The sequence below is a fragment of the Methylobacterium sp. UNC378MF genome (assembly GCF_900103195.1).
Lineage (GTDB): Bacteria > Pseudomonadota > Alphaproteobacteria > Rhizobiales > Beijerinckiaceae > Methylobacterium.
Map to the genome: position 1 here is coordinate 68421 of NZ_FMWU01000025.1, position 14026 is coordinate 82446.

Sequence of the window (14026 nt, forward strand, 5' to 3'; positions counted from 1 at the left end):
CGACCCTGGATTGCTTCGCTTCGCTCGCAAGGACGTGAACGACCGAGCCCAGGCGCATCACGCGAACGGGAACTCCGCCTCCGCCACATACGGCCCGCCGCCGGTGGAGTCCCGCGCCGAGAACAGCGTCACCCGGTCCAACGTGTAGGTCAGCGGCGCGAAGACCGGCGCCTGCGACAGGTACATCGCGGTCGCTTCCGGCGTGGCGTCGCGCCGCAGTCGGGCCAGGGTCACGTGCGGGGTGAATTTCCGCCGTTCCGGCTCGACCCCGGCGCGGCGCACGAGCCGCTCCTGCTCGGCCTGGAGATCCAGCAGCTCCGCCTCGGGAACCACCGCGGCGTAGAGCGCCCGCGGCCGGTCGCCGCCGAAGATGCCGAGGCCGTCGAGCGTCACGGTCAGGGCAGGGCGCGCCCGCATCCCCGACAGGGCCTCGACGACGTCGTCGGCCACCGTCGCCTCGACGTCGCCGAGGAACCGCAGGGTCACGTGGAAGTCGCCGGGCTCGATCCAGCGGGCCCCCGGCAGGCCGCCCTGCCAGGCCCTGAGCGCGTCGGCGACCGCTTGCGGCACGGCGAGCCCGGTGAACAGCCGCGGCATTATCGCGTCGCGCCCTGGCGGAGGCCGTCCAGGAAGCGCATCACGGTCGGCAGCATCCGGGCCGCGATGGTCTCTACGCCCTGCCGGTTCGGGTGCAGCATGTCGTCGAGGTGCTGCGCCCGGTCGCCGATGATCCCGTCGAGGAAGAACGGGTAGAGGGTCAGGCCGTAGCGCTCGGCCAGCGCCGGGTAGATCGCGTCGAACCGGGCCTTGTAGTCCGGCCCGAGATTGGGGGCGGCCTGCATGCCGGCCAGCAGGATCGGGATGCCCCGCGCCTTCAGCCGCTCGATGATCGCCGACAGCGCGCCCTCGGTGACCTTCGGGTCGGTGCCGCGCAGCATGTCGTTGGCGCCGAGTTCGAGGATCACGCCGGCGGTCCCGTCCGGCACCGACCAATCGACCCGGTCGAGGCCGCCGGTGGCGGTGTCGCCGGAGACGCCGGCATTGGCCACCGTCACGTCCGCGCCCTTGGCCTTGAGCAGGCGCTCAAGCACGGACGGCAAGGCCGCGTCGGCCGGCAGGCGGTAGCCGGCGGTCAGGCTGTCGCCGAGGGCGACGAGCTTGATCGGGCCGCCCGAGGCGGCCTGCGCATCTGTCATGAAAGGGACCATCAGGAACGCGAGCGCTGCGGCAAACAGGGCCGTGCGCCGGAACACACCGCCTTCGTCATGGCGCGGCCCCAATGCAAAACCCATATCGCGGTGCACCCGCGGCCCGTACAGCCAAGATCGAAGCCAACCGAGGACCTCGCGCGCCATGCTCGTCATCGCCCACAGATCGGCTCGCCGGTGAGCCAAGGCAAGGTGCTGCGCGAGCCCGCGATCGCGCTGTCGAACATCGATCTCAGCCTCGGACGCGGCGCCGCCCGCGTCCACGTCCTGCGCGGCATCTCGCTCAGCGTCGACCGCGGCGAGGCGGTGGGCCTCGTCGGCCCGTCCGGCTCCGGCAAGTCGACGCTGCTGATGGTCATGGCCGGGTTGGAGCGGCCCGATTCCGGCGGCGTCGTCATCGAGGACACCGACCTCGTCCGCCTCGACGAGGACGCGCTCGCCCGGTTCCGGGGCCGGCGGATCGGCATCGTGTTCCAGGCCTTCCACCTCGTGCCGACCATGACGGCCCTGGAGAACGTGGCCCTGCCGCTCGAACTCGCCGACCGGCCCGGCGCCCTGGACCGGGCCCGGACCGAGCTGGAGGCGGTCGGCCTCGGACACCGGCTGCACCATTACCCGGCGCAGCTCTCCGGCGGCGAGCAGCAGCGCGTCGCCATCGCCCGCGCGGTCGCCCCCGATCCGGCGATCCTGGTGGCCGACGAGCCCACCGGCAACCTCGACGAGGCCACCGGCCGCCAGATCGTCGACCTCCTGTTCCGGCTGAAGCGTGACCGCGGCGCGACACTGGTCCTCGTGACCCACGATAACGGCCTCGCGCGCCTGTGCGACCGCACCGTGCGCCTGCGTTCCGGGCGGATCGAGGAGGCGGTGACCGCCTGATGCACGGCACGCTCACCCGCCCCGACCCCGCGCCCCGGCGCATCCCGCTCACCCTGCGCCTCGCTTGGCGTGAGCTGCGCGCCGGCCTCACCGGCTTCGCGGTGTTCCTCGCCTGCATCGCGTTGGGCGTCACGGCCATCGCGGGGGTGGCTTCGATCTCGCGCTCGCTCTCGGACGGGCTCGGCCGCGAGGGCCGCCGGATCCTCGGGGGCGACCTCGCCTACAACCTGATCAACCGCGAGGCGACCGACGCGGAGAAGCAGGCCCTCGCGCGCGAAGGCCGCCTCGACGTCGTCGCCTCCCTGCGCGCCATGGCGGTGGCGCCGAGCGGCGATGCGGCCCTGGTCGAGCTGAAGGCCGTCGACCCGGCCACCTACCCGGCCGCGGGCGAGATCGCCACCGACCCGCCGGGCCGCCTCGCCGATCTGCTGGCGGAGCGGGACGGGGTGCCGGGAGCACTCGCCGATCCGGCTCTGCTCACCCGCCTCGACGTCAAGGTCGGCGACCGGATCGCGCTTGCCGGGCACGATGTGGCGCTCCGCGGCACGATCGTGTCGGAGCCCGACAAGATCGCCGGCGGCATCGGCTTCGGGCCGCGGCTGATGATCGCCGAGCCGACGCTCCGGGCCACCGGCCTCGTCCAGCCCGGAAGCCTCAACCGCTGGAGCTACCGCCTCATCCTGCCGCCCGGCGCGCCGGATGCCGATCTCGACGCGGCGCAGGGTCGGATCCGCGCCGCGACTCCGGAGGCCGGCTGGGAGATCCGCTCGCGCACCAATGCCGATCCGCGCTTTTCCAAGAGCATCGAGCGCTTCACGCAGTTCCTGACCCTGGTGGGACTCACCGCGCTGATCGTCGGCGGCGTCGGGGTCGGCAATGCCGTCCATGCCTTCGTGGAGCGCAAGCGGCCCTCGATCGCGACCCTCAAGAGCGTCGGCGCGCCGGGCTCGCAGGTGGTCGCGCTCTACCTGACGCAGGTGATGCTCATCGCCGGGCTGGGCACCCTCATCGGCCTCGCGATTGGCGCGAGCCTGCCCTTCCTCCTCGACGCGCTGTTCTCCGCCGATCTGCCGCTGCCACTGAACCCGACGCTCGCCCCGGGGGAACTCGCGCTCGCCGCCGCCTACGGGCTGATCACCGCCTTGGCGTTCGCGATCACGCCGCTCGGCCGCGCCCACGACGTGCCGGTCTCCGGGCTGTTCCGCGACACGGTCGACCCGGCCCGCGTCAGCCCGCGCTGGCGCTACCGGATCTGGCTGGGCCTGAGCCTCGCGGCCCTGGTCGGCCTGTCGGTGGCGACCGCCTTCGACCGGCGCGTGGCGCTGATCTTCATCGCGGCCGCCGCCATCGCGTTCGGCCTGCTGAATGGGGTGGCGCTCGGCCTGATGGCGCTCGCCCGGCGCCTGCCGCACCCGCGCTGGCCGGCGCCCCGGATGGCGCTCGCCAACCTGCACCGGCCCGGGGCGCTCACCCCCGCCATCGTCCTGTCGCTCGGCCTCGGCGTGACGCTCCTCGTGACGCTCAGCCTGATCGACGCCAATGTCCGCCGCACGATCAGCGCGACCCTGCCGGCGCGGGCGCCGAACCTGTTCTTCCTCGACATCCCGTCCCGGGATGCGGGTGCGTTCCGGGACTTCCTGGCGCGCTCCGCGCCGAACGGGAAGGTCGAGGACGTGCCGATGATGCGCGGCCGGATCGTTGCCCTGAACGGCGTGCCGGCGAGCAAGATCCGACCGCCGGAGGACGCCGCCTGGGTGCTCGACGGCGACCGGGGCATCACCTACGCCGACACGGTACCGGACGGATCGAGCCTGACCGAGGGCGCGTGGTGGAGCGCCGAGCAGGGCGCAAAGCCGCTGGTCTCCTTCGAGGCGGACCTCGCCCGCCAGCTCGGCCTCAAGCTCGGCGACACCGTGACGGTGAACGTGCTCGGCCGCGACCTCACCGCGACGATCTTCAACCTGCGCCGGGTCGAGTGGCGCAACCTCGGCATCAACTTCGTGATGGTGTTCTCGCCCGGCACCTTCCGGGGCGCGCCGCATTCCGACCTCGCCACGCTGACGCTGCCCGGCGGCACCGACGCGGCCACCGAGAACCACATCCTGCGCGACGTCGCGAAGACCTTCCCGTCGGTGAGCGCCGTGCGCGTCAAGGACGCGCTGGACGCGATCGGCGACCTCGTCGGTCGCCTTGTCATGGCGATTCGCGGGGCGAGCGCGGTCGCGGTGCTGGCGAGCCTGTTCGTCCTGGCCGGCGCCATCGCGGCCGGCCACCGGGCGCGGCTCTACGACGCCGTGGTGCTCAAGGTCCTGGGCGCGAGCCGCGCGCGGCTGCTCACCGCCTACGCCCTCGAATACGCTGCCCTGGGCCTCGCCACGGCCCTGTTCGGCCTCATCGCCGGGTCGCTCGCCGGCTGGGTGATCGTCGCCAAGGTCATGCACCTCGACTTCCGCCTCGACCTGTCGGGCGCGCTGGTCGCGGCCGTGGCCGCGGTGGCCCTGGCGATCCTGCTGGGCCTCGTCGGCACGTGGCGGATCCTGGGGCAGAAGCCCGCCCCGTATCTGCGGCAGATCTGAAGGACGCCGCCAATTCATTGAATTCGCGCGCAGACGACGAGTCAGCTCTCAACCGCTCAATCCTGCGCAGAGATTCGAGCGCGGTCTCATCGATGTCGGTTCGTCGAACCTCTCGATCCCGAGGATAATTTCCCAGCCCTGACAAAGAGCGCGTGGCTGCACGGCTATTCGCAAGTGAACTCTTTGTCATTCTGCCGCGATGTCGGTACGGAGAACGATATTCAAATTTTCGACGAGCCGGGAGGACCATCCGCCATGCGCATCAACGTCATCGATGGCTACGCGGAGGACGTCGACCGTCTCCGTGCGGCTCTCGAAGCCTCTTGCGTTGTCGGCGCCTGGGAGTGGGATCATGTCGGTGGCGTCGTCGTCTACGATGCGGGCGCGGCCCGGTTGCTGACCGGCAACCCTGAACTCGCCGACCGTCCGATCAGCGGGCCGATAGCTCTGGCTGCGGTGCATCCGGACGACATGACGTGGCTGATGGACCACATGCTGCGGGCCGTCTGGTCCGGCGGTCTGGTGCTGGCCGAGTACCGCGTGTTCAAGGCGGACGGCGCCGTGCGCTGGCTCCTGAGCCGCGGCCGGACCCATCGGGACCAAGACGGCCAGCCGCTGCGCTCGCATGGCATCCTGATGGACATCACGGAGATCCGGGACGGCGGCGACCGCTACGTGCTCGGCAAGCCTCTGGCGGGCGGCGATCCCCTGGAGCGCGCGGCCGACCTCGCGATCGCGCTCAAGGAGACGATCACCGACGACATGCCCGCGGAGGTGCGTGCCGCCGCCGAGCTGATGCTCCTGGGCCTGGGCCGCGCGCTCGCCCACAGGGCGATGCGTGGGACCATCCACTGAGCGGCCAGCCGCAGCTCAGCCGCCGCACCCGTGCCGCGTCCCGTCGCGGAAGGCCGGGATCCCATGGGCCGGACGCCCGAGGTCAGAGGATTTTTCCCACCTCGCACAAGCACGAGCCCGCCGCTCATGACCGGCCCGACCTGGGAAAAAGCGGCGGGTGCGCGTTCGCGCGGGGCATAAGGAAGCTGTTAAGACTTCGCGCGGGGTCATCGAAGCGGCTGCATCCCGGCAACCGTCAGTCGAACGGCCCGCCCCCGGCGCGGAATGCATTTTAATCCCTGCCCGGATGGACAAAAATACATCCTCCGGACATGCAAAACCTGCGCTGCAACCGTGGCCGGGGACTTGTGTCGGGGCGGCAGGCGCAACATATTCCTGACCGAGGCGCCAGCCTGGCGCCAGAGGTCCTGCGTGGGCCTCGCCCGAACACCACGCTGAGAGAGCCTCCGCAAGGAAACTCCCATGGCATTCGAGAATAGCCCCTTCCGGTACGGCGCCCAGCAGCCGACCGGCTACGCCGGCACCCAGGTCGAAGTCGACCAGGGTCTGCGCACCTTCATGCTCGGCGTCTACAACAACATGGTCGTCGGGCTCGGCATCTCCGGTCTCGTCGCGCTCGGCCTGAACATGGCCTCCGTGGCGGCCTACCAGGGCACCCGCCCGATCCTGACCCCCTTCGGTCAGACCCTCTATCTCAGCCCGCTCAAGTGGGTCCTGATGCTCGCCCCGCTGGCGTTCATCTTCGTCTTCTCCATGCGGATGGACCGGATGTCGGCCTCCTCCGCTCGGACGATGTTCTGGGCCTTCGCGGCGGTGATGGGCGCGTCGATGTCCTCGCTTCTCCTGGTGTTCACCGGGGGCAGCGTGGTGCAGGTGTTCTTCATCACGGCGGCGGCCTTCGGCTCGCTCAGCCTCTGGGGCTACACCACCCGGCGCAGCCTCTCGGGCATGGGCTCGTTCCTGATGATGGGCCTGATCGGCATCATCCTCGCGTCGCTGGTGAACATCTTCTTCGCCTCGTCGGCCCTCCAGTTCGCCATCTCGGTGCTGGGCGTGCTGATCTTCGCGGGGCTGACCGCCTACGACACGCAGAAGCTCAAGGAGATGTATCTCTACGGCGGCTTCGACGGCGAGATGGCGGCCAAGATGTCGGTGAACGGCGCCCTGACGCTCTATCTCGACTTCATCAACATGTTCCAGTTCCTGCTGAGCCTGATCGGCGACCGCCGCTAAGCCAGCCTGAAAACCGGGACCGAGGAGACCCCGGCGGGAAACCGCCGGGGTTTTTTTTGCCTGGCCGCGGCAGCCGGATCCGCTAGGCTGCGGCCATGCCCGCGATTTCCGGTCTCTCCGCCTTCCCGATCACTCCGAGCGACGCCGACGGCCGGGTCGATTCCGATGGCCTGCGCCGGTTGCTGGAGCCGCTCGCGGCCGCCGGCGTCGATTCGATCGGCCTGCTCGGCAGCACCGGAACCTACGCGTATCTGAGCCGGGACGAGCGGCGCCGGGCGGTCGCGATCGCCGCCGAGGCCGTGGGCGGGCGGGTGCCGCTCCTCGTCGGGATCGGCGCCCTGCGCACCGACGAGGCGGTCCGCCTCGCGCAGGACGCGCGGGCGGCCGGCGCGGATGCCGGGCTCCTCGCCCCCGTCTCCTACACACCGCTCACCGAGGCCGAGGTCGAGGCGCATTTCGCGGCGGTCGCGGAGGAGGGCGGCTTGCCGCTCGTCCTCTACGACAACCCCGCGACCACGCATTTCCGCTTCACGCCGGCGCTGATCGGCCGGATCGCCCGCCATCCCGGGATCGTGGCGGCCAAATGCGCCGCGCCGGAGCCGGCGGCCGCCGGCTCGGGTGTGGCGGCCCTGCGCGCGGCCGTTCCGGCGGGGTTCCCGATCGGCTTCAGCGGCGATTGGAACGTGACCGAGTCGCTGATCGCCGGCGGCGCGGCGTGGTTCAGCGTTGCGGGCGGCTTGTTTCCGCGGACCTGCCTGGCGATCGTCCGGGCCGTCGTGGCGGGCGAGACGGAGCGGGCCCGCGCCCTCAACGCGGAGCTGGAGCCCCTCTGGACGCTGTTCCGGACTTATTCCAGCCTTCGGGTGGTCTACGCCCTGGCCGATCTCATGGGCCTGTGCCGCGCCGAGCCGCCGCGGCCGATTTGCCCGCTGGCGCCGGAGGTGGTGGCCGAGATCGCCGGGACCGTCCGGCGCCTGTCCCTGTCCTGAGCGAGCGCCTCGCGGCCGTCATTCCGGGGCTGCGCGGCGCGGGCCCGGAATCCGGACCGCTTTCGGTGCGGAGCGATGGCGTGTCGGCGGCTCTGGATCCCGGGCGCGTCTGCGGTGCCTCGGGATGACGGGATGGAGCGTCACCCAGGGCATCGCGCGTGGGCGCGGTCAGACCGCCTTCGGCGCCGGCTCCAGCACGGCGATCACCCGGGCGAGTTCCGAACCGCGCTTCAGGATCTGGCCGCTCGCCGCGATGACCGCGTAGGCGCCCTGGCGGCGGGCGAGCTTCGGATCCTTCTCGATCCGGTAGAGCGGCATCTCGGAGGCGCGGCGGTAGATCGAGAACACCGCCTTGTCGCGGCGGAAATCGAGGGCGTAGTCGCGCCATTCGCCCGCTGCGACCTGCCGGCCGTAGAGATTGAAGATCGTGCGCAGCTCGTCCCGGTTGAAGGCGATCTGCGGAGGGGCCGCGCGGGCAGGGAAGGGGATGACATGGCCTGCCGCCTCGTCGGGCCTCGGCCCGGCGCTCGTCCTCTCGGTCATCATCGCTCCCGCGCATCGTCCCTTTGCCGGATGATGGGCTTCGCCGGAGCGGCCCGCAAGGGTGACGATCACCGTGTCGTACGAGACACGGCCAAGCGACAAAAAACACGATTTGGCCCAATTCACGCCTTTTGCAGGCCGCGTTGCAGCGTGACAACAGATGTCGAACCTCGCCGGGTTCTGCCCGGCCGGCGCCCGACACCCAGCTCCCCAGCCATCGGCCGCCGTTCGGGATCCCAGGATCCGGCACTCCGAGGTTTCGAGACCCAAGACTTCAGGCCGCCCCTCCGGGCGGCCTTTTTTCTGTTTCCCGTTCGGCCGGGGAAGCGGCTATGCCACCGGCATCATGGGCCCGCCCGCCTTCGACGCCGCCTTCCTGCACGACCTCGACACGCTGTTCGCGTGGCGCCGCGACGTGCGCCGCTTCAGGACGGATCCGGTCGACGAGGCCGCTCTGCGCGCCTGCCTCGCGGCGGCCCACCGGGCCCCCTCGGTCGGCAACAGCCGGCCCTGGCGGTTCGTGCGCGTCGCGGATCCGGCACGCCGCCGCGCGGTCGCGGAGAATTTTGCCGGCTGCAACGACGCCGCGGCCGCGGGCTACGAGGCGGCCCGCGCCGCGCAGTATCGCGGGCTGAAGCTCGCCGGCCTGCGGGAGGCGCCGGTGCATCTGGCGGCCTTCTGCGACGCCGCCACCGAGACCGGCCTCGGCCTCGGGCGGGCCAGCATGCCGGAGACCCTGGCCTACTCGGTGGTGGGGGCGGTTCAGTGCTTCTGGCTCGCCGCCCGGGCCCGCGGCCTCGGCGTCGGCTGGGTCTCGATCCTGGAGCCCGACGCGGTCACGGCGATCCTGGCCGTCCCGGGGACGTGGCGGCTCGTGGCCTATCTCTGCGTCGGCTACCCGGTGGAGGAGCACCTCGACCCGGAGCTGGAGCGCCACGGCTGGCAGCCGGAGGACCGGCGCGGCAGCGAACTCTACGAGCGCTGAGCGGCCATCGAGGCAGCCCCGGCAACGGCCCGTACACCGTCAATCGTGGTTGCTCTTTTACCGTGCCCGGCAGAACCGAGCCATGACGGCGCATCAACCATAGCTTTTCTCGGAACGGTAAGCTGGGCCGGGGATTACTTGCCCGCGTCAACTCTTGCTTGTCGGGGATCGCGGTAATGTCGGGTCGGGTAGCGGCTCTATTCGGTTTGGCCGGTGCGATGCTGGCCGGTTGTTTCCAGACGGCGCAGGCGCGCGAGATCGTGCCCTTCGAGAACGGCGTCGCGCCCGGCTCGGTCGTGATCAGCGTGTCGCAGCGCAAGCTCTATCTGGTCAACGGCGACGGCACGGCGATCCGCTACCCCGTGGCGGTGGGCCGGCCCGGCAAGCAGTGGTTCGGCACCAAGCCGATCGACGGCAAATACGTCGCCCCGGCTTGGTCCCCTCCGGCGGAGGTGAAGCGCGACAACCCGCGCCTGCCGAACCTCATCGCGGGCGGCTCGCCGCACAACCCCATGGGCGCGGCGGCGATGACGCTCGCGGGCGGCGAGTACGCGATCCACGGCACCAACCGGCCCAGTTCGGTGGGGACCTACGCGTCCTATGGCTGCATCCGGATGTACAACCAGGACGTGGTCGACCTCTACGCGCGGGTCGATGTCGGGACGCAGGTCTACATGACCCACTGAGGCCCGCGGGCCTCACGTGGCCGGCGGCGCGGTCGCCTCGACGGCCGTGAAGGTCTCCAGGATCCGGTAGGTGTGCGCGGCGCCGGCCGGCACGCAGTAGGAATCGCCCGGGGCGAGCGGGACGGTCTCGCCGTCCAGGACGAGCTCGGCCCGGCCGCTGATGACGTAGCCGACCGTCTCGTGCGCCGCGGTGGTCATGGGCTTGTCGGCGTTGGGCTCCTCGGCCCGCCACATCCGCATGCCGAGCCGCGCGCCGCGGGCGAGCTTGATCTCGCCGTGCGGTCCCGCGACCGCGCTCCGGGCCGATATCGTCGTCGCCATGCTCGCCTCCGCCGGTGAACCTCGCCAACGGGCGCGGGCGTTCGACGTTCCGCGCCCGACAGCGCGGCGCGTTCGGCAAGCCCGGCGCAAGCGCGCCGCTTGACGGCCCGCGCCGCGCCCCGACAGGATGACGCACCGGTCCGAGAGACGCCCGACAGAGGCGCGGGCCGGCACGGCGCCCGCGACCCCGCCCGGGTCCGGCGCGTCGGCGGACGACCCGGATCGGGAGGGTACGCGCCATGCAGATCAAGGCGGCGATCGACAGGATTCCCGGCGGCCTGATGCTGGTGCCGCTCCTGCTCGGGGCCCTGTGCAAGACCTTCGCGCCGGGGGCGCCGGCCTATTTCAAGGGCTTCACGCAGGGGATCATGACCGGCGTGATCCCGATCCTGGCGGTCTGGTTCTTCTGCATGGGCGCCTCGGTCAGCCTGAAGGCGACCGGGACGGTGCTGCGCAAGTCCGGCACGCTGGTGGCGACCAAGCTCGTCGCCGCCTGGGCGATCGTGCTGGTAGCCGCGCTGTTCATCCCGCCCGAAGGGATCCAGACCGGCTTCTTCGCCGGCCTGTCGATCCTGGCGATCGTCTGCGCCATGGATATGACCAATGGCGGCCTCTACGCCTCGCTGATGCAGACCTACGGCAGCCGCGAGGAGGCGGGCGCCTTCATCCTGACCTCGATCGAATCCGGCCCGCTGATGAGCATGATCATCCTCGGCGCCTCCGGGGCGGCGCATTTCGAGCCGCAGATCTTCCTGGGCGCGGTGCTGCCCTTCCTGGTCGGCTTCGCCCTCGGCAACCTCGATCCGAAGCTGCGGGCCCTGTTCGCGCCGGGCGGCCAGCTGATGATCCCGTTCTTCGCCTTCGCGCTCGGGAACACGGTCGATCTCAACAACCTGCTCTCGCCGCTCGCGGGGCTCGGCATCGTGCTGGCGCTGGCGGTCATCGTCCTGACCGGCATCCCGCTGATCCTGGCCGACCGGGCGATCGGCGGCGGGACCGGCACGGCGGGGCTTGCGGCCTCCTCCACCGCCGGGGCCGCCGCCGCCAACCCGCTGGCGATCGCCGCCGTCGCCCCGCAATTCGCCCCGTCGGCGCAGACCGCCACCGTGCTGGTGACGATCTGCATCATCGTCACCTCGATCCTGGTGCCGATCCTGACCGGGCTCTGGTACCGGCGCTTCGGGGCGGGTCTCGCGGAGGCCCGGACCGAGGCCGAGGTCGGGACGCCGCTGGCGGTCCCGGCCGAATAGGGGCGCGGCAGAACCCGGCCGGCGGCCCGTTCCATTGACCCCCATCCGGAGGCGCCGGAGCGCAGCGCAGGCCTCGAAGGAGGCCTCCGGCCGGCCGCGTGATCCCTGGAGCCCGCCTGCGAGGCCGCTTCGCGGCATCTCCGGATGAGGGCGAGGATCGGGCCGTCCGGGACCGGACGCCCCGCGGACAAGCCCCTCAGAAGTCGACCGCGAGGCCCTTCACCTCCCAGTCGTCGTAGCGGACCGGCTCCAGGCCGCCGCGCCCCAGGCGTTCGGGCGTGGCGCTGATCTCGGCGGCGCGGGCGTCGATGGCCGCGCGGCGCTCCGCGGCCTCGGCGAGCGCGCGCTGCGCCGCCGGGCTGAGGGCGCGGGGCGGGGACGTGCCGTCGCCGGCCTCCGGGCCGTTCGGATCCTGTCTGTGCGGCTCTTGTGCGGTCGGCTCTTGTGCGGTCGGCTCTTGCATCGCGCTCGCTCGGGTGTGAGGGCGTGGGTCCGAAGGACGTCGGATCTGGAGCAGAAGTGGCATCGCGGGACACAGGCCGCAACACGCGGAACGCAGCGGCACCGGGCGGCACCGGTCCGGACATTGCGGGACTGGGCGCGCGCCGGGCGGCCATGCAGGCGGTCGCGGCCCTGATCGGCCAGGAGCGCCCCCCCGCTCTCGACGACGTTCTCGCCCAGGCAATCCGCGCCGAGGCGCTGGCGCCGGCCGATGCCGGTCTGGCGCGGGCCATCGCGGTGGCGACCTTCCGGCGTTACGGGCTGATCCGCGCCGCCCTGGCCGCGCGGCTTGAGCGCGGGCTTCCCGCGGCCAAGCCGCAGCTCACGGCCCTGCTGGCCACCGCGACCGCCCAGATCCTCGACCTCGCCGTTCCCGACCATGCCGCCGTCGACCTCGCCGTGCGGCTCGCCAAGGCGGATTCCCGCACGGTCCATCTCGCCGGGCTCGTCAACGCGGTGCTGCGCCGGGTCGCCCGGGAGCGCGACGCCATCCTGGCCGCCGACGCCGACGCGCTGGCGATCAACACGCCGGACTGGCTCGCCCGCCGCTGGATCGCGGCCTACGGACCAGAGCGCGCGGCGGCGATCGCCCGCGCCCATCTCGCGGGGGCGGCCATCGACCTGACGCCGCGGGGCGACGCCGCGGACTGGGCCGCGCGGCTCGGCGCCGTGACGCTGCCGACCGGCTCCCTGCGGCTGCCGGAGAACGGCCCGGCCATCCCTGACCTCCCCGGATTCCAGGAGGGCGCGTGGTGGGTCCAGGACGCCGCCGCGGCGCTGCCGGCCAGGCTCCTGGCGCCGCAGGCCGGCGCCCGCGTACTCGACCTCTGCGCGGCGCCCGGCGGCAAGACCCTGCAGCTCGCCGCCACCGGCGCCCAGGTCACCGCCGTCGACCGATCCGCGCCGCGGCTGGAGCGCCTGCGCGAGAACGTCGCGCGGCTCGGTTTCCCGGTCGAAATCGTGGTCGCCGACGCCCTCGCCCTGGCGCCGCAGGACCACGACGCGGTTCTGCTCGACGCGCCGTGCTCGGCCACCGGGACGATCCGGCGCCATCCCGACGTGGCCTGGACCAAGGTGGAGGCCGATATCGGGCGGCTCGCCGCGCTTCAGGCCAAGCTCCTCGATCACGCGGCCGGCCTGGTGCGGCCGGGTGGGCTGCTCGTCTACTGCACCTGCTCGCTGGAGCCGGAGGAGGGCGAGGCACAGGTCGGGTCCTTCCTGGCCCGCGACACCCGGTTCACGCGGGTGGCGGTCCGGCCCGAAGAGGTCGGCGGCGCCGAGGCGCTGATCGACGGCAACGGAGACCTGCGCACGCTGCCGTGCCACCTGCCGGAGATCCCCGGCGCCCGCGGCGGCCTCGACGGCTTTTTCGCGAGCCGCCTCCGGCGCGCGGAGTGATCGGGCACGGAGTCCGGGTTTTCCGGAGTCGGACCGGCGGTCCGGTCCCTCCGCCCCGTCATCCCGGAGTGCGGCAGGCGAGCCCGCAATCCAGAGGCGACGACGGTGCAGGATCTCGGAGACGCGGCGCGGCCCCGGGATGACGGCGGGAAGCGGCGGGCCACAGCGCGTGTCGCACCGCCCGCACCTTGACAATGTTCCTATTTTGTGCTTCCTAGCCGCACCTGCCCACGGCGCTTCGGGAGCGATCCTGGCGCGTCCGTCATGGGGCGCGTCCGGTGGCTGACCGGGCGGGTCCGTGGGTGAGGGCGGTGCCTGCGTCGGTGGCTCTCAGCCGCCATCGCCCCGGGCGGCGAACCGGTACGGGGCGTGTCTCGGTGGCGGGCGTGAGACCGGGCGGTGCTTTGCCCGGCGGGTGCGGAAATGCCCCCGCGCCGACCCGCTTCTGGGCTGACCCTGAGCGACCTGCGGACCCGCCCACGACGAGGCGGGACGGCTGGAAGGCCACGGCGCTGATAGCGGGTTCCGGAGGTGCGTGCGCCTCGCAGAGACCGCTTGGCAGGCAGGCGCAGGTCCGGGGCGTCGAAAGACACCGCGACGAG

At 72.0% G+C, this 14026-nt stretch carries 14 protein-coding genes; 9 read left to right on the forward strand and 5 right to left on the reverse strand.

Annotated features, from left to right (window positions below):
* Positions 1-57: 57 nt before the first annotated feature.
* Together thpR and BLT59_RS23475 are read right to left on the reverse strand one after the other, a co-directional pair.
* On the reverse strand, positions 58-597 hold the full coding sequence (gene thpR, locus BLT59_RS23470) for an RNA 2',3'-cyclic phosphodiesterase (protein WP_091786348.1): 540 nt from the start codon (positions 595-597) through the stop codon (positions 58-60).
* Entirely contained in the window at positions 597-1196 is a 600-nt protein-coding gene (locus BLT59_RS23475; protein WP_091786391.1) for an arylesterase, read from the reverse strand. The genes thpR and BLT59_RS23475 overlap by 1 nt, the downstream gene beginning before the upstream one ends.
* 207 nt (positions 1197-1403) lie before the next feature.
* Here BLT59_RS23475 and BLT59_RS23480 point away from each other — a divergent pair, with 207 nt between their 5' ends.
* The 5 genes from BLT59_RS23480 (at position 1404) to BLT59_RS23500 (ending at position 7740) form a co-directional block, all read left to right on the forward strand.
* Positions 1404-2087, forward strand: coding sequence for an ABC transporter ATP-binding protein (locus BLT59_RS23480; protein ID WP_091786394.1), 684 nt, complete (start codon positions 1404-1406; stop codon positions 2085-2087).
* The gene (locus BLT59_RS23485; protein WP_091786351.1) at positions 2087-4663 is read left to right on the forward strand and encodes an ABC transporter permease; all 2577 of its coding nucleotides are present in this window, start codon (positions 2087-2089) and stop codon (positions 4661-4663) included. Before BLT59_RS23480 ends, BLT59_RS23485 begins: the two co-directional genes overlap by 1 nt.
* Before the next feature lie 255 nt (positions 4664-4918).
* Entirely contained in the window at positions 4919-5518 is a 600-nt protein-coding gene (locus BLT59_RS23490; protein WP_091786354.1) for a PAS domain-containing protein, read from the forward strand.
* A gap of 462 nt (positions 5519-5980) precedes the next feature.
* Positions 5981-6751 carry a Bax inhibitor-1/YccA family protein gene (locus tag BLT59_RS23495; protein ID WP_091786357.1) on the forward strand — a complete coding sequence of 257 codons (771 nt, stop codon included), beginning with the start codon at positions 5981-5983 and terminating at the stop codon, positions 6749-6751.
* Between the two features lie 95 nt (positions 6752-6846).
* Entirely contained in the window at positions 6847-7740 is an 894-nt protein-coding gene (locus BLT59_RS23500) for a dihydrodipicolinate synthase family protein (protein WP_091786360.1), read from the forward strand.
* Positions 7741-7908: 168 nt separating this feature from the next.
* On the opposite strand, the gene BLT59_RS23505 is transcribed toward BLT59_RS23500, so the two are convergent.
* Complete coding sequence (locus BLT59_RS23505; protein ID WP_091786397.1) at positions 7909-8283, reverse strand: DUF2794 domain-containing protein; 375 nt, start codon at positions 8281-8283, stop codon at positions 7909-7911.
* A 346-nt stretch (positions 8284-8629) separates the two neighbouring features.
* Between BLT59_RS23505 and bluB the strand changes: the two genes are divergently transcribed.
* Together bluB and BLT59_RS23515 are read left to right on the forward strand one after the other, a co-directional pair.
* Positions 8630-9268 carry a 5,6-dimethylbenzimidazole synthase gene (gene bluB, locus BLT59_RS23510; RefSeq protein ID WP_175544110.1) on the forward strand — a complete coding sequence of 213 codons (639 nt, stop codon included), beginning with the start codon at positions 8630-8632 and terminating at the stop codon, positions 9266-9268.
* Positions 9269-9486: 218 nt separating this feature from the next.
* Complete coding sequence (locus tag BLT59_RS23515) at positions 9487-9954, forward strand: L,D-transpeptidase (RefSeq protein ID WP_244514120.1); 468 nt, start codon at positions 9487-9489, stop codon at positions 9952-9954.
* Positions 9955-9966: 12 nt separating this feature from the next.
* Here BLT59_RS23515 and BLT59_RS23520 read toward each other — a convergent pair whose 3' ends face one another.
* Positions 9967-10275 (reverse strand): cupin domain-containing protein, encoded by a 309-nt coding sequence (locus BLT59_RS23520; protein ID WP_091786366.1) that lies wholly within the window; start codon positions 10273-10275, stop codon positions 9967-9969.
* Between the two features lie 239 nt (positions 10276-10514).
* Here BLT59_RS23520 and BLT59_RS23525 point away from each other — a divergent pair, with 239 nt between their 5' ends.
* On the forward strand, positions 10515-11525 hold the full coding sequence (locus BLT59_RS23525; protein ID WP_091786369.1) for a 2-keto-3-deoxygluconate permease: 1011 nt from the start codon (positions 10515-10517) through the stop codon (positions 11523-11525).
* 196 nt (positions 11526-11721) lie between these two features.
* Here BLT59_RS23525 and BLT59_RS23530 read toward each other — a convergent pair whose 3' ends face one another.
* Positions 11722-11988 carry a DUF1674 domain-containing protein gene (locus BLT59_RS23530; RefSeq protein ID WP_091786373.1) on the reverse strand — a complete coding sequence of 89 codons (267 nt, stop codon included), beginning with the start codon at positions 11986-11988 and terminating at the stop codon, positions 11722-11724.
* Between the two features lie 56 nt (positions 11989-12044).
* Between BLT59_RS23530 and BLT59_RS23535 the strand changes: the two genes are divergently transcribed.
* Positions 12045-13424 carry an RsmB/NOP family class I SAM-dependent RNA methyltransferase gene (locus tag BLT59_RS23535; RefSeq protein WP_175544111.1) on the forward strand — a complete coding sequence of 460 codons (1380 nt, stop codon included), beginning with the start codon at positions 12045-12047 and terminating at the stop codon, positions 13422-13424.
* The last annotated feature ends 602 nt before the right edge of the window (positions 13425-14026 follow it).

Bases quoted from the DNA above. Each gene is read 5' to 3' on its own strand.
- BLT59_RS23490 (WP_091786354.1), top strand. From the start codon at position 4,919: ATGCGCATCAACGTCATCGATGGCTACGCGGAGGACGTCGACCGTCTC.
- BLT59_RS23475 (WP_091786391.1), bottom strand. From the start codon at position 1,196: ATGACAGATGCGCAGGCCGCCTCGGGCGGCCCGATCAAGCTCGTCGCC.
- BLT59_RS23505 (WP_091786397.1), bottom strand. From the start codon at position 8,283: ATGACCGAGAGGACGAGCGCCGGGCCGAGGCCCGACGAGGCGGCAGGC.
- BLT59_RS23515 (WP_244514120.1), top strand. From the start codon at position 9,487: ATGCTGGCCGGTTGTTTCCAGACGGCGCAGGCGCGCGAGATCGTGCCC.
- BLT59_RS23520 (WP_091786366.1), bottom strand. From the start codon at position 10,275: ATGGCGACGACGATATCGGCCCGGAGCGCGGTCGCGGGACCGCACGGC.
- BLT59_RS23500 (WP_091786360.1), top strand. From the start codon at position 6,847: ATGCCCGCGATTTCCGGTCTCTCCGCCTTCCCGATCACTCCGAGCGAC.
- BLT59_RS23525 (WP_091786369.1), top strand. From the start codon at position 10,515: ATGCAGATCAAGGCGGCGATCGACAGGATTCCCGGCGGCCTGATGCTG.
- BLT59_RS23530 (WP_091786373.1), bottom strand. From the start codon at position 11,988: ATGCAAGAGCCGACCGCACAAGAGCCGACCGCACAAGAGCCGCACAGA.
- bluB (WP_175544110.1), top strand. From the start codon at position 8,630: ATGGGCCCGCCCGCCTTCGACGCCGCCTTCCTGCACGACCTCGACACG.
- BLT59_RS23485 (WP_091786351.1), top strand. From the start codon at position 2,087: ATGCACGGCACGCTCACCCGCCCCGACCCCGCGCCCCGGCGCATCCCG.
- BLT59_RS23495 (WP_091786357.1), top strand. From the start codon at position 5,981: ATGGCATTCGAGAATAGCCCCTTCCGGTACGGCGCCCAGCAGCCGACC.
- thpR (WP_091786348.1), bottom strand. From the start codon at position 597: ATGCCGCGGCTGTTCACCGGGCTCGCCGTGCCGCAAGCGGTCGCCGAC.